The 18,508-nt window shown below is 70.1% G+C and carries 15 protein-coding genes; 10 read left to right on the forward strand and 5 right to left on the reverse strand.

Translation table 11 applies throughout. The features are described 5' to 3' along the window. Window positions 1-18: 18 nt before the first annotated feature. The 5 genes from OG559_RS29920 to OG559_RS29940 form a co-directional block, all read right to left on the reverse strand. Window positions 19-1,551, reverse strand: coding sequence for a glycoside hydrolase family 130 protein (locus tag OG559_RS29920; RefSeq protein ID WP_405110140.1), 1,533 nt, complete (start codon window positions 1,549-1,551; stop codon window positions 19-21). Continuing rightward, window positions 1,548-2,612, reverse strand: a complete 1,065-nt coding sequence (locus OG559_RS29925) for a glycosyltransferase (RefSeq protein ID WP_405110143.1) — start codon at window positions 2,610-2,612, stop codon at window positions 1,548-1,550. Before OG559_RS29925 ends, OG559_RS29920 begins: the two co-directional genes overlap by 4 nt. Then, window positions 2,609-3,745: a glycosyltransferase gene (locus tag OG559_RS29930; RefSeq protein WP_405110145.1), complete on the reverse strand. Its 1,137-nt coding sequence runs from the start codon at window positions 3,743-3,745 to the stop codon at window positions 2,609-2,611. The genes OG559_RS29925 and OG559_RS29930 overlap by 4 nt, the downstream gene beginning before the upstream one ends. A 166-nt stretch (window positions 3,746-3,911) precedes the next feature. Then, entirely contained in the window at window positions 3,912-4,925 is a 1,014-nt protein-coding gene (locus tag OG559_RS29935; RefSeq protein ID WP_405110148.1) for a glycosyltransferase family 4 protein, read from the reverse strand. After that, the gene (locus tag OG559_RS29940; RefSeq protein WP_405110151.1) at window positions 4,922-5,095 is read right to left on the reverse strand and encodes a hypothetical protein; all 174 of its coding nucleotides are present in this window, start codon (window positions 5,093-5,095) and stop codon (window positions 4,922-4,924) included. Before OG559_RS29940 ends, OG559_RS29935 begins: the two co-directional genes overlap by 4 nt. A gap of 606 nt (window positions 5,096-5,701) precedes the next feature. Here OG559_RS29940 and OG559_RS29945 point away from each other — a divergent pair. The 10 genes from OG559_RS29945 to yut all read left to right on the forward strand — a co-directional run bounded on the left by OG559_RS29945 (window position 5,702) and on the right by yut (window position 18,507). Continuing rightward, a complete protein-coding gene (locus OG559_RS29945; RefSeq protein ID WP_405110154.1) occupies window positions 5,702-6,934 on the forward strand; it encodes a S8 family peptidase in 1,233 nt (410 codons plus the stop codon). A gap of 781 nt (window positions 6,935-7,715) precedes the next feature. Continuing rightward, window positions 7,716-11,084, forward strand: a complete 3,369-nt coding sequence (locus OG559_RS29950) for a CARDB domain-containing protein (protein WP_405110157.1) — start codon at window positions 7,716-7,718, stop codon at window positions 11,082-11,084. A gap of 812 nt (window positions 11,085-11,896) precedes the next feature. Then, window positions 11,897-12,199: an urease subunit gamma gene (locus OG559_RS29955; protein WP_405097087.1), complete on the forward strand. Its 303-nt coding sequence runs from the start codon at window positions 11,897-11,899 to the stop codon at window positions 12,197-12,199. Window positions 12,200-12,241: 42 nt separating this feature from the next. Next, a complete protein-coding gene (locus OG559_RS29960) occupies window positions 12,242-12,703 on the forward strand; it encodes an urease subunit beta (RefSeq protein ID WP_408954336.1) in 462 nt (153 codons plus the stop codon). Between the two features lie 48 nt (window positions 12,704-12,751). Next, window positions 12,752-14,470 (forward strand): urease subunit alpha, encoded by a 1,719-nt coding sequence (locus OG559_RS29965; protein WP_405110160.1) that lies wholly within the window; start codon window positions 12,752-12,754, stop codon window positions 14,468-14,470. A 62-nt stretch (window positions 14,471-14,532) separates the two neighbouring features. Next, window positions 14,533-15,096 carry an urease accessory protein UreE gene (gene ureE, locus OG559_RS29970; protein WP_405110163.1) on the forward strand — a complete coding sequence of 188 codons (564 nt, stop codon included), beginning with the start codon at window positions 14,533-14,535 and terminating at the stop codon, window positions 15,094-15,096. A gap of 20 nt (window positions 15,097-15,116) precedes the next feature. Further along, the gene (locus OG559_RS29975; RefSeq protein ID WP_405110165.1) at window positions 15,117-15,794 is read left to right on the forward strand and encodes an urease accessory protein UreF; all 678 of its coding nucleotides are present in this window, start codon (window positions 15,117-15,119) and stop codon (window positions 15,792-15,794) included. Between the two features lie 103 nt (window positions 15,795-15,897). Further along, window positions 15,898-16,527 (forward strand): urease accessory protein UreG, encoded by a 630-nt coding sequence (gene ureG / locus OG559_RS29980; protein WP_405110168.1) that lies wholly within the window; start codon window positions 15,898-15,900, stop codon window positions 16,525-16,527. Then, window positions 16,524-17,441: an urease accessory protein UreD gene (locus OG559_RS29985; protein WP_405110171.1), complete on the forward strand. Its 918-nt coding sequence runs from the start codon at window positions 16,524-16,526 to the stop codon at window positions 17,439-17,441. The genes ureG and OG559_RS29985 overlap by 4 nt, the downstream gene beginning before the upstream one ends. Window positions 17,442-17,460: 19 nt before the next feature. Beyond that, a complete protein-coding gene (gene yut / locus OG559_RS29990; RefSeq protein ID WP_405110174.1) occupies window positions 17,461-18,507 on the forward strand; it encodes an urea transporter in 1,047 nt (348 codons plus the stop codon). The last annotated feature ends 1 nt before the right edge of the window (window position 18,508 follow it).

Genomic DNA, 18,508 nt, shown 5'->3' on the forward strand with positions numbered 1-18,508 from the left:
TCGCAGCCGCTGCGGCCACTACGGGTGGGTGCCGCCTCCGGGCGGCCGCGGAGCGGAACTCCCCCGCCATCCGTCGGGCGGTGGTGGGAGTTCGACCATCGCCGCGATGAGCGCGGCCACCGGCACGGTGGCGAAACCGACCCGGGCGTCGCTGGCCCCGTACGGCAGCCACAGCAGGCCGGAGTGGATGAGCCCACCGCAGGAGTAGACGACGTTGGGCACATACCCGTCGCGTTCGGCCTCGTCCGGTGCCAGGAGCGCGCCGGGGAGCTCGGCGACGACCCGTTCCGGTCGGTCCAGGTCGAGCAGGAGTGCGCCGATGGCGTACCGGCGCATCGGGCCGACGCCGTGGGTGAGCACGAGCCACCCGGCGTCGGTCTCGATGGGTGATCCGCAGTTGCCGACCTGGATCAGCTCCCAGCTGCGGCCGGGGGCGTGCAGCTGCACCGGCGCCTGCCACCGGTTGTCGCCGTCCAGGCAGGTCAGCCCGATGGTCTCGCCGTCGGCACGGCACAGGGCGAGGTGTCGGCCGCCGACGGTACGGGGGAACAGCGCGACACCCTTGTTGCGGGCACCCGGGCCGCGCATCGGGGTGATCTCGAAGCGCCGCAGGTCGCGGCTGGCCAGTGCCCGGGTGGCGATGCGCCGGCCGTCGTAGGCGGTGTAGGTGGCCCGGTACACCGGCCCGGACTCGTCGACGAACCTGACGAACCGGGCGTCCTCCATGCCGTTGCTCTCCGCCGGGGTGGCCGGCCAGAGCACCCGTTGATGCAGGCTGGTCTCGGCGGGGAAGGCCACGGCGTAGCTGGCGGCGTTGGTGCGTCGCAGTTGTTCGACGATGCCGGGCGCGCTGCCGCGGGAGAGCAGGTCGGGCGGGAGACCGGCGAGGGTCCGCTCGAAGGTGGCCTCGTCGTAGCGTTCGGGCAGGGAGTCCAGCACGGTGGCGGAGACCTCGTTGTCACAGTCGTCCTCGGCCAGTCCGGCGGCGAGCAGGTCCCGGCGGCGCCGTACGGCGACCTGCTGCCCGACGACGAGCGGGCCGGGGCGACCGACGACGACGAGCCGGTCGTCGGGTCCGAGCACGGCGCTGGCGAAGCCGATCGAGGACAGGTGTCCCTCGCCGATCTGGCGCAGGCTGATCGCGACCCGCAGCTGTCCCGGTTCCAGGCCGTCCTGGTCGGGGTGGACCACCATCGACGGGTTGCACAGCGCGGCGGACTCGACCGCGGACTCGTGGCTGAAGTAGGCGCCGACCAGGAGACGGGTGGTGGGGGAAAGGTCCCGGGCCCGGGGGGCCCGGTGCCGGACGAGGTCGTAGTGGTGCTGGAACGTGCCGGCCAGGTCCCGGTGCCGGCCACCGAATCGGTGGAGGGTGTCCCGCAGCAGCCGGCCGGTCTCCTCGTCGTCGAGGCGGGCGATGCGGTCGATGAGCGCCTGCGCGCGGGTACGGGCCACAGCGGCGTCCTCGCCGGGCACGAAGAGCTTGACGACGACCCGGCTCGGGTCCGGACTCAGGGTGAGGTTCTGCCGGACGGCCAGGTTCGGGGTCACGACCACCGCCGCGCGTGCTGCAGGGTGGAGATCAGCGCGAGGGTGGACTCGGCACCCTGGTTGAGGTTGGGTCCGTGCGGGGTCAACCCGTCGTATCCGCCGCCGGTGGCCGGATCCCACATCGGCGTGCCGACGTCGTTGTCGCCGAGGAACCAGCCGACGGCCTGCCGCACCCCGACGTCCCAGACCGGGTCGCCGGTGACCGAGCCTGCCGTGGCGCAGGCGTCGGCGAAGGCGGCGACCTCGATCGGCTGCTGGTCGTGGCGGAGCCGCGCCGCACCACGCCCCCAGCCGGCGGCCGGTACGACCGACAGCCGCCCGTCGCGCAGTTGGACGTCGCGCAGCCAGGCCAGCATCCGGAGGCCGCCGTCGAGCAGGGGGCCGTCGTGGCGTAGTTGGCTGGCGGCGATGACGACCTCCGCGAGGGCCGCGCTGGCGTAGGTCAGGCGCGGCTGGGGCCAGGGCCATCCCGGCTCCGCCGGCGGGGTGCCGACCGTGGCGGCCGCGTCGGCCAGCAGCGCGGCCGCGGCGGCGTGGGTGGGGTGACGGCGCAGCACCTCGGCGGCGCCGAGCCCGGCGAAGGCCATCGCGTGCGGGGCGGGGCTGCGCCGCACGGCACCCGCGCTGAAGGCGACGAGCGCCTCCTCCCGGATCCAGGCTGCGGGACTGCGGGCGGCGGCGGTACCCAGGCCCCACAGGGCCCGTCCCCACCAGTCGCCGAGCCCGGGCCGGTCGGCCCAGCGCCGGTCGTGGCCGAGCCGGTTGTGGAAGGCGCCGCGGGGGTCCTGCGCGTGGGTCAGGAAGGCGAGGTAGCACTCCGCGAGCCGGAGCACCGCGCCGGTCGGCTCCGGCTCCCGGCTCGTGACGAGCAGACCCCGGGCGACGTCGTCGGTGCAGTAGCCGTGTTCCCGGCGGACGATGGCGTGCCGGGCGTGTTCGAACAGGCCGGTGTCGTCGCTCAACCGGGCAAGATGAGCGAAGCTCGGCTCGGGCACGCTCAGGCGGCGGTCGGGCGGCGGGCTGCCGGCCCTCGTGGCGGGACGGCCTCCGGTCAGGGTCACGCCGCCGCCGCGCTGACCACCGGCGGGCGGGCGGTGGTGAGCCGTTCCGCGAGGGCGTCGTACCGGGCCGCCACGGCCGGCCAGCGCAGCTCCGCGGCCGCCGGCCGGACGCGGCCGGCCAGCCGGGCTGCCAGGCCGGGCTCGGTCAGGATCCGCCGGATCGCCTTGGCCAGCGCCACCGGATTGCCATGGGGTACGAGCAGGCCGGGCCCCTGGGTGAGCAACTCGACGGCGTGCGGGAACGGCGTGGCCACGACGGGAACCCCGGCGGCCACCGCTTCGACGAGGACCCCGGAGGTGACCTGCTCACGGGAGTCGTACGGCAGCAGGACCACGTCGGCGGAGCGGATCAGCGCGCCGAGCGCGGCCGGGTCGTGGTACTCCGACTGGTAGTCCACGGTGTGCGCGACACCCAGCTGCGCACCGAGCTGGTGCAGTCCCGCCCGGTACGCCTCCCCATGGTGCTCGATCACCTTCGGGTGGGTCCGGCCGGCGACGGTGAAGGTGGGGGTCGGGTCGAGGTCCTGCAACCGGGCGAGGGCCCGCAACGACCACTCGATGCCCTTGCCGGGGCCGAGCAGCCCCCAGGTGAGCAGGTGCGGACGGGTACGGCGGGGGGCGGAAAGGCCGGCGTGGTCGTCGGCGCCGTGCGGGATGACCGTGACCTTCGCCGGTTCCACGCGGTAACCGACGAGAAGCCGGTCGCGGGCCGTTTCGGTCATCGTGACAACTGCCCCGGCCTCGGCGACGACCTGCTCCAGCAGGGACTTCTGCCCGGCGGTGGGGTTGCTGAGCACGGTGTGCAGGACCACGATGCTCGGCACGGTGAGCTGGCGCAGCAGCGGCAGAACCTCCCGGCCGTCGGCGCCGGGGTAGATCCCGTACTCGTGCTGGACAATCGCCACGTCGAAGGCGTTCAGGGCGGCGGCGGCCTCCCGCCAGCCCGCCGGGGCGTCCGCCGCCCAGGTGTGCACGACGTCGGGCAGGGCACGCTGGTCGTCACCCCTGCCGGTGAGCCGGACGACTCCCCCGCGGGTGCCGCCGGCGGTCAGGTGTGCGGCCAGGAGAGAGTTGAAGCTGGCCAGTCCGCACCGGGTCGGTGGGTGGGTGCTGAGGAAACCGTAGCTGGGCATGGCTTGGGCCTTTCGGTTGTGGGCCGCCGCCCGAGGAACAGGAGGCGTGCCCCGCGCGGGTGACAGCGCACGCGGACGTCGTGGGTGGCCGGCGGAAGGGGCCCGGGTCCGGGCCGCCGCGGGTGCGGGGTCCGGTTCGTCAGGGGTCGTCGGTCGTTCAGCGGGTTCAGCGCTGTGGACGGCCGATGAGGTCGTCGTAGACCGCGAGGTAGTCGTCGACCATCCGGTCCGCGTCGAAGCGCTGCCGCGCCCGCTCCCGGCACCCGGCCCGATCGATCTTCGCGACCGTGGCGACGGCGTCGACGGCCTGCTCGACGGTGTTCACGAGCAGGCCGGTCACCCCCTCGTCGACGACTTCCGGCATGGACCCGCGCGCGTACGCGACGACCGGCGTGCCGCACGCCATCGACTCCACCACCGACAGGCCGAACGGCTCGTCGAAGGCGATCGGGTGCAACAGGGCGGCGCTGGCGCCCAGGATCTCGGCGCGCCGTCGGGGGCCCACCGAGCCGAGGAAGATGACCCGCTCGCCGTCGATGTGCGGTGCCACCAGTTCGGTGAAGTACCGCTCGTCCTGCACGATGCCGCAGATCGTCAGGGGCCGGCCGGCGAGCCGGGCGATCTCGATGGCGGTGTGGGTGCCCTTGTCGGGGTGGATCCGCCCGAAGGCGACCAGGCCGGGGCCGGCCTCCGGGGTGAACGGCAGCCCGGTCATGTCCACGCCGTGGTGCACCGTGGCGACGTAGTCGAGCCCGGCGACCCGGTCAGCGTCGGAGATCGACACGTAGAACGACCGGGCCTTGGCGTACGCGGGCAGGATGCCGGCGCCGGAGAAGCCGTGGACGGTGGTGAGCAGCGGGGCGCGGCAGTGCTCGGCGAAGGCCAGCGGCAGCCAGTCGAGGTGGTTGTGCACCAGGTCGAACTCCGCCGAGCGGGCGAACGCGTGCGAGACGTGCATCGCCTCCCACACCCGCCCGTCCATCGACGGCTCGTCGGCGTACCCCCGCGGGCAGACGCCGTCGAGGGTGGCAGAGGTGACCGAGTCCAGCGTCGCGAAGAGTGTCACGTCCACCCCGCGGGTGGTCAGCCCTTCGGCCAGCAGGCCCGTCACCTGCTCCCAGGGGCCGTAGTGGTGCGGCGGTGTCCGCCACGCCACCGGCCCGAGCAGGGCGACCCTCACGGGGATGACGCCTCGGCGAGATCGGCCGGATCGAGACGCAACGTCGAGAGCAGCCCGGTGTGCTTGGCGGGGTCCACCCACTCCGGCAGCTCACGCTCGACCCAGTCGGCTCTGGCGTGCTGGTCCCGCCCACGGAGGGCGTCGACAATCCGGTTCCGTGCGATCCTCATCGTCTTCGCTCCCTTTGTTGAACCGTGGGTACGGCCGTGGCCCCCTCCCGGCTCGGAGGGGGCAGCGGTGTGGAAGGCGGTGGGCCCGGCTCGGTGGGCCCACGAATCTCCAGGTTGACCGAGGGGCCACCGGTCAGGGTGGTCGCTGTCGCGACGGAGCTGGGCGTTGCTCACTGCCCGTCAGGGGTTGGCGGCGGCGGAACTGGCGGGGCCACCGGGGACCCGGGCGACATGGCAACCGTACGCCTCATCCGGCAGGAGGGCGTCCTTGGTCCGTTTCCTTCCCGGTTGCGTGCGTCGTTCGGGGTGGAGACGAGCAGGTGCGGTGGACGATGTGACCACGGTCTCGCTCGTCGAGTGGCGCACGTCCGCGCCTCCGACTGCCGAAACGCGCAGTCGCCCGGCCACTCAGCGCCTACCATAGACCTGCTTCGATCAGTACACTCGTACCTGGTCAGCCGAGCCACGATCGGCGTGATCGCCAGCCCGGGAACGGGTTCGCCGAAGCGCCTGCCGCACCTGGCGCCCACCTTCTGATCAGCACCGTCGTCCCACCGGCTCCGAGGCGATCCCACCCGGGGCCGGTCCCATCCGGTGAGGAGAAGAATGACCAGTTCACGCGTGCGGGGTCGGGTGCTCGCCTTCGCCCTGGCGACCGCCCTGAGCGCCGCAGTGCTCCCGGGCGGACAGGCAGCCGCCGGGACTGCCACCGAGGGAACCATCCGCCACGCCGGCACCGCCGACGCCGTGCCGGGCAGCTACCTCGTCGTGCTCCGGGAGGCCCCGGTCCGCGCGTCGGTGGGGGCGGACACGGCCGCCGAGGTCACCGAGGCCGCCGACCGGCTGCGGGCCCGCTACGGGGGCACCGTCGGCCACGTCTACCGCAGCGCCGTGGCCGGATTCGAGGTACGGCTCACGGAGCGGGCCGCCCGCCGCCTCGCGGCCGACCCCGCGGTGGCATACGTGGAACAGAACCAGGTCACGCCGCTGATCGGCCCCGGCGTGCAGATCAACCCGCCGTCGTGGGGACTGGACCGGATCGACCAGCGGAACCTGCCGCTCGACGGCCGGTACGCCTACCCGAACACCGCGCACAACGTGCACGTGTACGTCGCCGACACCGGCGTCCGGGCCACCCACACGGACTTCGCCGGCCGGGTCAGCGGCGGGATCGACCTCGTCGACGGCGCCCTTCCCGCAGACGACTGCAACGGCCACGGCACCCACCTGGCCGGCACGATCGGCGGCACCCGCTACGGGGTGGCCAAGGAGGTCCGGATCCACCCGGTCCGGGTGCTCAACTGCACCGGCAGCGGCACCACCGCCACGGTGATCGCCGGAATCGACTGGATCACGGCGAACGCCCTCCGGCCTGCGGTGGTGGAGCTGGCCATCGGCGGCCCGGCCACCACCGCCCTGGACACGGCGGTGACCAACTCGATCAATCGAGGGATCACCTACGTCACCGCCGGGGGCAGCTCGGGCGGGAACGCCTGCAACAACTCGCCCGGCCGGGTGCCGGCCGCGCTGACCGTGGTGGGCACCTCGTCCACCGACGCCCGGATGCCGAACGGCAACTACGGTGCCTGCATCGACCTGTTCGCCCCGGGGGCGAACATTCCGTCCACGTGGCACACCGGCGACGCCGCGACCGCCACGATCAGCGGCGGCTCGGCGGCCTCGGCCCACGTGGCCGGCTGCGCCGCGCTGGCCCTGTCGGCCAACCCGGGCTGGACCCCGGCCCAGGTCGCCAGCTACCTGGTCGGCCGGTCGACCGCCGGAGTCGTCACCGGCGTCGTCACCGGCACCCCGAACCGTCTGCTCTACTGCGGCCCGTGAATCCGGGGCGCCCACCGGGCGCCACAGGCCCGTCGGCCGGTGCGGGTCGGCGGGCTTTGCGTGAAACCGGCAGTCTCGGTCTCGATCGTCCAGGTGTGGTGGTGACCGTCCCGGTGCCGTGTCGCGGGAGCGCGGGCGGAGACTGATCGGCGTCCGACCCGACACCATGCTGAGCGTCGTGCCGGCCTCGTCCGCGCGACCCTGACTCCCGCCGAACACACCGTCGCCGGCGACCGCCGGCCACGCCTCGGGCAACTCGCTGTGCAGGTCGTGGCACCGGCGCGCACGCCCCCGCCGGCAGGTTCCCGTCCTTGGCACTGCCCGCCGCCGGGCGTCCACGCTCCCGATGATCGGTGCCAGACCGTCGGAGGGCTACCGCCGCAGCCCCTGGCTGTCCCCTCCACCGACGGCCCGCGCGTCAGCCCCGGCCGTTCGGAATGCCCGCATCGGCGGCGCGGGGAGACCGGTGTCTTCGGCTGCACGCGTCCCGGAGGCGGACGAACGCCGCAGGGAAGCGGCTTCCCGCCTACCGGCCGTTGACGAACCAGCGACGCGTCTGAAACATTGACAGGCATCACAGAAAGAAGTCGACAGGAAGACAGAAATTTCTCTGTTGCCGACTGGAAGATCCCGACAGGAGGGTCCTCCGGCGATCCGCCGGCTTCCGCAACTCCCTGTCCCATCCCGGCTCACCGACGTCGCGGGCCGCACATGCTCTGCCTCCGGCCGTCGCGGTCTCCGCTGCAAGGTCCACCACCGATCCCACAGAAACAAGGACGCCATGAAACGAAGGAAGCTCAGCCGACGACTGATCAGCGGCCTGCTCGCCGCCGGTCTGATCGGCGCTCCGGCGATCTCGCCCACCCCCGCGCTCGCGGCCGGCGGCTCCAACCTGTCATCCGGCAAGTCGGTCTCGGCGAGCGGATCCACCGGCAACTACGTTGCGGCCAATGTCAACGACGGCAACCAGCAGACGTACTGGGAGAGCCCGTCCAACGCGTTTCCCCAGTGGGTTCAGATCGACCTCGGCGGCAGCGTCAACATCGACCAGGTGAAGCTGAAACTCCCCCCTTCGACCGCGTGGGGCACCCGTACGCAGACCCTGGCCGTGCTGGGCAGCACCAACGGGAGCAGCTTCGGCACGCTCTCCGGGTCGGCCGGACGGGTGTTCGACCCGGCATCGGCCAACACCGTCACCGTCGATTTCGCCGCGGCGGCCGTCCGCTACGTACGGCTGGCCATCACCGGCAACACCGGCTGGCCCGCCGCCCAGATCTCCGAGTTCGAGATCTACGGCGTGGACGGCGGCGACCCCGGCGGCCCCGGTGAGCCCGGCGGCACCAACCTCGCCGGAGGCAAGCCGATCGAGGCATCCTCGTCGACCTTCACCTTCGTCGCGGCAAACGCCAACGACAGCAGCCCCACCTCGTACTGGGAGTCCGCCGGATTCCCGTCGACCCTGACGGTGAAGCTCGGTGCCGACGCCGACGTCACGGCGGTCGTGGTGAAGCTCAACCCGGACCCGGTCTGGGGCGCCCGCACGCAGAACCTCCAAGTCCTGGGCCGCGCCCAGACGGCCACCGGCTTCACCTCACTGAACGCCCCGGCCAACCACGCCTTCAACCCGGCGAGCAACCAGAACTCCGTGACGATCCCGGTCACTGGCCGCGCGGCCGACGTACAGCTGAAGTTCTTCAGCAACACCGGCGCGCCGGGCGGGCAGGTCGCCGACCTCCAGGTGCTGGGCGGCTGGGCCCCGAACCCCGACCTCGTCGTGACCACGACGAGTTGGTCCCCCGCGACGCCGAGCGAGGCCACCCCGATCACCCTGTCGGCCACGGTCAAGAACACGGGAACCGCAGCCGCCGGTGCGACCAGAATGGACTTCAGGCTCGGCGGCACCGTGGTGGGCAGCGCCCCCGTCGGTGCGCTCGCCGTCGGCGCCTCGACCACCGTCTCGGCGAACGTCGGGGCCCAGGCGATGGGCAGTTACAGCGTTTCCGCGGTGGTGGACCCGGCCAACACGGTCGCTGAGCAGAACAACGACAACAACAGCTTCACCGCGCCCACGCAGCTGGTCATCACCCAGGCCCCGGGGCCCGACCTCCAGGTCGTCGGCATCACCTCCAACCCGCCGAACCCGGCCGTCGGAGCGGCGGTCACGTTCACCGTCGCGGTCCGAAACCGCGGAATCACCGGCGCCAGCGCCGCCTCGGTCACCCGGCTCGCGGTGGGCGGCACCACGTTGAACACCACCACCGCCGCCGTGGCCGCCGGTGCGACGGTCAACGTGGCGGTGAGCGGCAGTTGGACCGCCACCGCCGGCGGGGCCACCATCACCGCCACCGCCGATGCCACCAACGTCATCGCCGAGACCAACGAATCCAACAACTCGTCCTCCCAGGCGATCGTGGTCGGCCGTGGCGCGGCGGCGCCCTGGGTCGAGTACGAGGCCGAGGCCGCCCGCTACCAGGGAACCCTGCTCGAAGCCGACGCCCTGCGCACGTTCGGGCACACCAACTTCGGCACCGAGTCCTCGGGACGCAGGTCGGTGCGGTTGAACAGCACCGGGCAGTTCGTCGAGTTCACCTCGACCAACCCGTCCAACTCGATCGTGGTGCGCAACTCCGTCCCCGACGCGCCCAGCGGTGGCGGCCTCAACGCCAGCATCAGCCTCTACATCAACGACACGTTCGCGCAGAAGCTGACGCTCTCGTCGCGTAACAGCTGGTTGTACGGCACCACCGACGACACCGAATCGCTGTCGAACACTCCCCAGGCCAACGCCCGGCGGCTGTTCGACGAGTCGCACGCCCTGCTGCCGCAGTCCTATCCGGCCGGCACCAGGTTCAAGCTGCAACGGGATGCGAGCGACACCGCGTCGTTCTACATCATCGACCTCATCGACCTGGAACAGGTGGCGCCCCCGGCCACCAAGCCGGCCGAGTGCACCTCGATCACGGCCTACGGCGCGGTCCCGAACGATGGGGTCGACGACACGGCCGCCATTCAGCGGGCCGTGACGGACGACCAGAACGGCGTCATCGGCTGTGTCTGGATCCCGGCCGGCCAGTGGCGGCAGGAGCAGAAGATCCTCTCGCCGGACCCGACGCGCGGGCAGTACAACCAGCAGGGAATTCGAAACGTCACGATCCGCGGGGCTGGAATGTGGCACTCCCAGCTCTACACGTCCACCGAGCCGCAGAACGTGGTGGGCAACATCAACCACCCGCACGAGGGCAACGTCGGCTTCGACATCGACGACAACACCCAGATCTCCGACATCGCCATCTTCGGCATGACGACCAACCGCGCCAACCGCGGGCACGGGCTGAACGGGCGATTCGGCAGGAACACGAAGATCAGCAACGTGTGGATCGAGCACGTCAACGTCGGCGCCTGGGTCGGGCGCGACTACTCCGACACCCCCGCCTACTGGAACCCTGGTGACGGGCTCGAGTTCACCGGCATGCGGATCCGCGACACCTACGCCGACGGCATCAACTTCTCCAACGGCACCCGCAACTCGCGGGTGTTCAACTCGTCGTTCCGCACCACCGGCGACGACTCCCTGGCCGTCTGGGCCAACCCCCGGGTCAAGGACACCGCGGTGGATGTCGGACACGACAACCGCTTCCTCAACAACACCATCCAGCTGCCTTGGCGGGCGAACGGAATCGCGATCTACGGCGGCTACGGCAACACGATCGAGAACAACCTGATCTACGACACGATGAACTACCCCGGCATCATGCTGGCGACCGACCACAGCCCACTGCCCTTCTCCGGCACGACGCTGATCGCCAACAACGCGCTGCACCGGTGCGGCGGCGTCTTCTGGAACGAGGACCAGGAGTTCGGGGCGATCACGTTGTTCCCGTCGACGACGGACATCACCGGCGTCACCATCCGTGACACCGACATCCACGACTCGACCTACGACGGCATCCAGTTCAAGAACGGCGGAGGCAACATGCCGAACGTCGCGATCACCAACATGAAGATCGACAAATCGAACAACGGAGCCGGCATCCTCGCGATGAGCGGCGCTCGCGGCAACGCCAACCTGACCAACGTCACCATCACCAACTCGGCCGACGGCAACATCGTGAAGGAACCAGGCTCGACCTTCTCCATCACGGGCGGCTGACCCCCGCTCGGTCAGGGTCATTACGTTGTCGCGGCCCTGGTCCCCGGCCGGCCCGGGGACCAGGGCACCGGCACGGTCTCCCGCCCGACGTTCATCCACCCTCCGGGAATCCCGTTCCGTTCCTTGAGGATGACCACAGATCCTGGCCAGGGCCTCGGCCTCGCCGGTCCTGCGCTGTGTCCCCTCTCCCGCGAATGTTCCCGGGAGGTAGCCGGCACGCCGCCCCATGCCGCCCTATGCCGCTCCATACCGCCCCGTACGCCGGGCAGTCGGGTCGCGGTCTGGCGAATGCGCCCCGCGCCCGGTCGGGGACCTGCCCTTCGGCTCCTATGGAGCTGCCCCGTCCACGCTCCCGCTCCGTCGACAGCACAAACGGGGCAGCTCCATAGGGGCCGACGGAGGGTAGGCCGACCCGGCGAAGGCCGACCCGGCAGGGGCCGATGATGTCGGCAGCGCGCGCGGTCAGGCCCCCGCCGTCGCGCCACCCGACACCGTCGCGTCACCCGACACCCGCGCCGCGCCCCGCGCAACGCGGGCGGCGGCGCACCGTCCGCCCTGATCGCAAAGCTGCACGCCCAGCCGTCGACGGTGGCGTCCGCAGCCGCGAGGGCGGAATGGCTGCGAGATTCCGCTTCCAGCCTTCGGCACCGAGAGTGACTGATAGCCTCCGGAGAGCGACCGGGACAAACCAGTCGTAACGGGTAAATACCCCAGTCTCGCCGGGGGTGCCCGCCGCCGCGCCAGGCCGGCCGCCGCGCCTACCCGGACTGACTGGTGGCTCTCTCGATCGACAGTCGCGAAGGATCAGGACAGTGCATCTGACACCGAAGGAATTCGACAAGCTCACCATTCTCTCCATGGCGGTGGTGGCCAATGCCCGACGGGCCAGAGGAGTGAAGCTCAACCATCCCGAGGCCGTCGCGGTGATCTGCGCCGCCACGCTGGAGGGGGCCCGCGACGGCAAGACCGTCGAAGAGGTCATGAACGAAGCGCGCAGCGTCCTCAGTGCGGACGACGTGATGCCGGGAGTGGGGGACATGCTGCCCATGATCCAGGTGGAGGCGGTCTTCACCGACGGCTCACGGCTCGTCACCGTCCACTCACCCATCCGATAGGGGTACAAGCGGAGACGCGGTCTCCAGGAAAGCGGGGGCGAAATGGCCAAGCAACATCCCGGCCCTAACTCGAAGCACCTTCGACCCATCGGCGGCTACCTGCTCAGCGACCAGCCGCTGGAGCTCAACGCGGGTCGACCGGTCACTGAACTGGTCGTGCAGAACACCGGCGACCGACCGATCCAGGTCGGCTCGCACTTCCACTTCTTCGAGGTCAACCGCATGCTGGCATTCGACCGCGAAGCGGCCTTCGGCAAGCGGCTGAACATTCCGGCGACGACGTCCATCCGCTTCGAGCCGGGTGACAAGAAGACGGTGGAGCTCATCCCCTTCGCCGGCACCCAGCGGGTCTACGGGTTCAACGGGCTGGTCCAGGGCTGGACAGGCGACGGGCCCGTCCCCGGCTACCGACCCGACCGGATCAGGGCGATCCACGGCGCCAAGACCCGGGGTTTCAAGACCAGCCCGGAGAAACAGGAAGACACCAAGAGCAAGAAACAGTAGTTCCACTATTTCGCGGGCTGCCCGACCTCGGGCACGGGAGAGACTTCGATGAGCCAGATTTCACGCAAAGAATATGCCGGAATGTACGGCCCCACCACGGGCGACCAGATCAGACTGGGGGACACCGACCTCCACATCGAGATCGAGAAGGACCTCCGCGTCCTCGGCGACGAGGTCATGTACGGCGGTGGCAAGACGCTGCGCGACGGCATGGGCGTCGACAATCAGTACACCAATGCCGCCGGCGCCCTCGACCTCGTCATCACGAACGTGACCATCGTCGACGCGACGCTCGGGGTGGTCAAGGCGGACGTCGGCGTCAAGGACGGCAAGATCGCCGGCATCGGCAAGGCGGGCAACCCGCGTGTGATGCAGGGTGTCACCCCCGAACTGGTGGTCGGGCCGGGCACCGACGCCATCTCCGGCGAGCACCTCATCCTGACCGCCGGTGGCATCGACGCGCACGTGCACCTGGTGGCTCCGCAACAGGCGTACGCGGCGCTCAGCAACGGCGTGACGACGCTGTGGGGCGGCGGCACGGGGCCTTCCGACAGCAGCAACGGGGTGACCATCACCCCCGGCCCGTGGAACATCCACGCGATGATGCGGGCCTTCGAGACCATCCCGATCAACATCGGCATCATGGCCAAGGGCAACAGCAGCGGCCGCGCGCCCCTCGTGGAACAGATCATGGCCGGTGCTCCCAGCTTCAAGATCCACGAGGACTGGGGCGCGCCGCCCGCGGTGATCCGGACCTGCCTGGAAATCGCCGACGAGTACGACGTGCAGGTCAGCATCCACACCGACACCCTGAACGAGAGCGGCTACATCGAGGACACCATCGCCGCGCTCGAGGGCCGGACCGTCCACACCTTCCACACCGAGGGTGCCGGTGGTGGCCACGCGCCGGACATCATCAAGATCGCCGGCGAGATGAACGTGCTGCCGAGCTCGACCACGCCGACGGTCCCCTACGGGATCAACAGCCAGTCCGAGCTCTACGACATGATCATGGTCTGTCACAACTTCAACCCGTCGGTCCCCTCGGACGTCGCCTTCGTGGAGAGCCGGATCCGCACGGAGACCATCGCGGCCGAGGACGTGCTGCTGGACGAGGGCGTCATCTCGATGATGCAGAGCGACTCGCAGGCCATGGGACGGGTCGGCGAGACCTGGCTGCGGACCATCCAGCTCGCCGGGCAGATGAAGATCGCCCGCGGCAAGCTCGCCGAGGACTCGGCCGCCAACGACAACTTCCGGGTGCTGCGCTACGTGGCCAAGATGACCATCAACCCGGCCATCACCCAGGGCATCTCGCACATGCTCGGGTCGGTGACCCCGGGCAAGATGGCCGACCTGGTGCTCTGGGAGCCGGCCTTCTTCGGTACGAAGCCGAAGTTGGTCCTCAAGGGCGGGCTGATCGCCTGGTCGATCATGGGCGACCCGAACGCCTCGCTGCCGACGCCGCAGCCCGTCTACTACCGCCCGATGTTCGGCGCCTTCGGCAGCCAGCTCGCCAAGAGCTGCGTGACCTTCGTGTCCCGCGCCGCCCACGAGAACGGGATCGGCGAGGAGCTCGGCCTGCAACGGCAGGTCCTCCCGGTCTACCGGACGCGTGGCCTGACCAAGCGGGACATGGTCCGCAACGACAGGACCCCGAAGCTCGAGGTCGATCCGGAGACCTTCGCGGTGAAGCTGGACGGCGTTCACGCGACCGTGCCGGCGGCCCGGAATCTCCCGATGAGCCAGCTCTACTTCTTCAGCTGACCCCACAGGACGTCTTCGCGGTCGTGTCGGGCTCCGGCACACCCGCGTGAAAGGAGAAACCAGTGCTCATCGAAACGGTGCTGGGCAATGTGAGCGAGCCGAACTGGATCGCCCGGCTGAAGGAGGCACGGATCGACGATCTCGTGCTCGACCAGTGGGATGCCCAGAAGAGCCGCCTGCGCAAGATGACCAGTTCCGGCGCCGAGCTGGCGGTCTCGCTCAACCGTGGCGTCAGGCTACGCGACGGGGACATCCTGGCCTGGGACGATCTGACCGCCACGGCGGTGGTGGCCCGGGTCAGGCTCGGCGACGTGATGGTCGTGCACCTCGACGGGCTGCACGGGGAATCGCCGGACCTGGTGATCCGCTCGGCCGTCGAACTCGGCCACGCGATCGGCAACCAGCACTGGCCGGCCGTGGTCAAGGGCGCGAAGATGTACGTCCCGCTCACCGTGGACCGCAAGGTCATGGACTCCGTGATGCGGACCCACGCCTTCACCGGGATCACCCACGAGTTCGTCCCCGGCACCGAGATCATCGCCTACCTCGCGCCGCACGAGTCGCGGCGGTTGTTCGGTGGCGCGGACTCCACGCCGCACACCCACCTCCCCGCCAACCTCAACTGAGGGGCCGGCCGGTGCGCGCGATGGTCGAGACACTGAAACTGCTGCAGTTCGGCGACTCGGTCTTCCCGGTCGGCGCCTTCTCCTTCTCCAACGGGCTGGAGATGGCCGTCCAGCACGGCGTCGTCCATGACCGGAGGACCCTGCAGGACTTCGTCCGGACGGTCACCCGGCTCGCCGCCACGGGGGACGGCGTCGCGTTGCTCGCCGGGCACCGCGGCGCCACCGCCGGCGACCTCGACCGGATCCGGCACGCGGACGAGGCCGTCTGCCTGCGCAAGATCAACGAAGAGATGCGGACCATGTCCGTACGCATGGGACGGAAGCTGGCCGAGGCCTCGACCCGGATCGTCGGGGAGTCGCTGCTCAAGAAGCGGATCAGCGAGTCGGCGAACGGGGTGCCGGTGACCTATCCGGTCGCGCTCGGCGTGCTCTTCGCCGAACTCGGGGTGAGCGAGGAGGACGCCTTCGCCGCCCACCAGTACGGAGCGGCCTCGATGGTGCTCGGCGCGGCGCTCCGGCTGATGCGGGTCGACCACCTCGACGCGCAGTCGATCCTCTACGCGGTCAACGAGAAGGCCCCCGACGACTACCGCGAGGTGCGCACGGCGAACCTCGACGACATGCAGAACTTCGCTCCCCACATCGACGTTCTGGCCGCCGCGCACCAGCACACGCACGTACGGATGTTCATGAGTTGAGTGCCCCTGGCCCAACCCGTTGGGCCTCCGGATCGCCCCGGAGAGATTCCGACATCAGCAGGTCCCGAATTTGGTGAAACCTTCCAGAAGCAGAGGTCACGTCATGAAGTCGGCAAGTCGTATCGGAGTGGGCGGCCCGGTGGGCAGCGGCAAGACCGCGATCATCGAAGCCGTCGTGCCCCGCCTCGTGGAGAACGGACTGCGGGTACTGATCATCACCAACGACGTGGTCACCACGGAGGACGCGAAGCACGTGCGACGCGCGCTGACCGGGGTCCTGGTCGAGGAGCGGATCATCGGGGTGGAGACCGGGGCGTGCCCGCACACCGCCGTCCGCGAGGACCCCAGCATGAACCTGGCCGCCGTGGAGGACATGGAGGCCCGCTTCCCGGACAGCGACGTGGTGCTGATCGAGAGCGGCGGGGACAATCTCACGCTCACCTTCAGCCCGGCCCTGGTGGACTACTTCATCTACGTGATCGACGTCGCCGCCGGCGACAAGATCCCGCGCAAGAACGGCCCGGGGATCTCCAAGTCCGACATCCTCGTGATCAACAAGACCGACCTCGCACCGTACGTGGACGCCGATCTCGACATCATGGCGCACGACGCGGATCTGATGCGCAACGGAAAACCGGTCGTCTTCACCAACTGCAAGACGGGTGACGGCATCGACGAACTGGTCTCACTGGTCCGCCGCAACGCGCTGTTCGACGCCGAAGTGGTCGCATGATCTCACTGGACACCATCCGGGAACTGGAGCCGTACCAGGACCAACCCGCCCAGTTGCCCGCCGGCTACAACGGCAAGGTCGGCGTGCTGCGGATGGGTTTCGAGCGACGCGGCGACCGGACGATCCTGGACGACCTCTACCGGCAGTCGCCGTTGCTGGTGCAGCGGGCGCTCTACTGGGACGAGGAGATGCCGGGGCTCCCCTGCGTCATGATCCTCACCACCTCCGGGGGCGTGCTCCAGGGCGACCGCCTGCGGATGGACGTCGACATGGCGCCGGGCAGCCAGGCCCACCTGGTCACCCAGGCCGCCACCAAGATCCAGGAAATGGACGCGAACTACGGCACCCAGATCCAGACCTTCACCCTCGCCGACGACGCGTACCTCGAATTCCTCCCGGAACCCGTGATCCCCTATCGGGGCAGCCGGTTCGTCACCGACAGCCGGGTGCGGCTCCCCGAGAGCGCCACCATGCTCTACGCCGAGGTGCTGCAACCGGGCCGTAAGTACTACCGCGACGGCGAGTTCTTCGCCTACGACCTCTTCTCCTCCACGCTGCGCGCGGAGCGGCCCGACGGTCGACAGTTGTTCGTCGAGAAGTTCGTGGTCAGCCCCGGACGGTTCGAGGTGGCCCGGACCGGGGTCATGGACCACTTCCACATCTTCGGCAACGTCGTGTTGCTCACCAGCCCCGAGCGGGCCGCACGGGTCTTCGACCGAACCTCGACGCCGGTCTGGGACACCGAGACGCCGCTGGCCAGCGCGGTCAGCCGACTGCCGAACGACGCCGGGCTCATCTTCAAGGTCCTGGGGCAGGAGACGGAGCCGGTACGCGCCGCGGTACGCGCCTTCTGCGTGGCCGCCCGCGAAGAAGTGACGGGCCGGACCTTCCCGCCGGCATTCAGCTGGCGATGACGAGGCGAAGGAGAGGGTCATGACCCAGGTCGTGCGGGGCTGGAACGGTCTGAGCGACCGCAATCCGCTGATCGAGTTCGTCGACGCGTGTCTGCGCGGCCCCGCGCAGGTCGTCTTCCAGAACAATCCGCTCTCCGGCCTGCTCATCCTCGTCGCGGTCGCCTGGGGTGCGTTCGAGAACGGGCAGCCCCGGGTCTTCGGCGGGGCGGTCCTCGGTCTCGTCGTGGGCACGGTGACCGCCATCGCGCTCCAGGTGGACCGGCCCTCGTGGCGGAAGGGACTGTTCGGCTTCAGCCCGGTGCTGACCGGGATCGCCGTCCCGACGTTTCTCGACGACCGGCCGTTGATGTGGCTCTACCTGGTGCTCGGCGCCGCGGCCACCACCGTGGTCACCCTGGCCCTGAACGCGGTCTTCAAGACCTGGGGGCTGACCGCGTTCACCTTCCCGTTCGTGCTGACCACCTGGGTGCTGTTGATGGGCGCGTACCAGTTCAACCGGTTCACCGTCCTGACCGGCCTGAAGCCGAAGCTCCCCGGCGAGGGGACGCTGGCCGGCGGCCGTTTCGACTGGGACCTCATCCCGATCCTGTTCCGTGGGGTCTCCCAGGTGTACCTGATCAACAGCTGGGTCAGCGGGCTGCTCATCCTGGTCGCCCTGCTGATCAACTCTCGCTGGTCGGCGCTCTTCGCAGTCATCGGCAGCGCCGGCGCGACCCTGCTGGCGCTCTGGTTCGGGGCCGACGGGCTCTCTCTCGACAAGGGCCTGTACGGCTTCAACGCGGTGTTGACGGCGATCGCGGTGGGCGCGGTGCTGCACCGTCCCGGTGTGTTCGTGACGATCTACACCCTCTTCGGAATCGCCTTGACGCTCTTCGTCCACGTGGCCCTCGCGACGGTGCTCACCCCGCTGGCCATCCCCGTGCTGACCGGGCCGTTCAACATCGCCACCTGGCTGTTGTTGCTGCCCCAGCGGCACTTCGCGCCGGTGCCCAACCGCAAGCGCGTCAAGGAGACCATCGTCTCCGCGGCGAAACGCAGCATCCAACCCTTGCACAAAGAGAGGTAAG

Origin of the sequence: Micromonospora sp. NBC_01405 (assembly GCF_045040155.1) — a bacterium.
Taxonomy (GTDB): domain Bacteria; phylum Actinomycetota; class Actinomycetes; order Mycobacteriales; family Micromonosporaceae; genus Micromonospora.

Excerpts from the sequence above, each read along its gene's own strand:
- OG559_RS29930 (WP_405110145.1), bottom strand. The coding sequence starts at position 3,745 with ATGCCCAGCTACGGTTTCCTCAGCACCCACCCACCGACCCGGTGCGGA.
- OG559_RS29940 (WP_405110151.1), bottom strand. The coding sequence starts at position 5,095 with ATGAGGATCGCACGGAACCGGATTGTCGACGCCCTCCGTGGGCGGGAC.
- OG559_RS29945 (WP_405110154.1), top strand. The coding sequence starts at position 5,702 with ATGACCAGTTCACGCGTGCGGGGTCGGGTGCTCGCCTTCGCCCTGGCG.
- OG559_RS29950 (WP_405110157.1), top strand. The coding sequence starts at position 7,716 with ATGAAACGAAGGAAGCTCAGCCGACGACTGATCAGCGGCCTGCTCGCC.
- OG559_RS29960 (WP_408954336.1), top strand. The coding sequence starts at position 12,242 with ATGGCCAAGCAACATCCCGGCCCTAACTCGAAGCACCTTCGACCCATC.
- OG559_RS29965 (WP_405110160.1), top strand. The coding sequence starts at position 12,752 with ATGAGCCAGATTTCACGCAAAGAATATGCCGGAATGTACGGCCCCACC.
- OG559_RS29975 (WP_405110165.1), top strand. The coding sequence starts at position 15,117 with ATGGTCGAGACACTGAAACTGCTGCAGTTCGGCGACTCGGTCTTCCCG.
- ureG (WP_405110168.1), top strand. The coding sequence starts at position 15,898 with ATGAAGTCGGCAAGTCGTATCGGAGTGGGCGGCCCGGTGGGCAGCGGC.
- OG559_RS29985 (WP_405110171.1), top strand. The coding sequence starts at position 16,524 with ATGATCTCACTGGACACCATCCGGGAACTGGAGCCGTACCAGGACCAA.
- yut (WP_405110174.1), top strand. The coding sequence starts at position 17,461 with ATGACCCAGGTCGTGCGGGGCTGGAACGGTCTGAGCGACCGCAATCCG.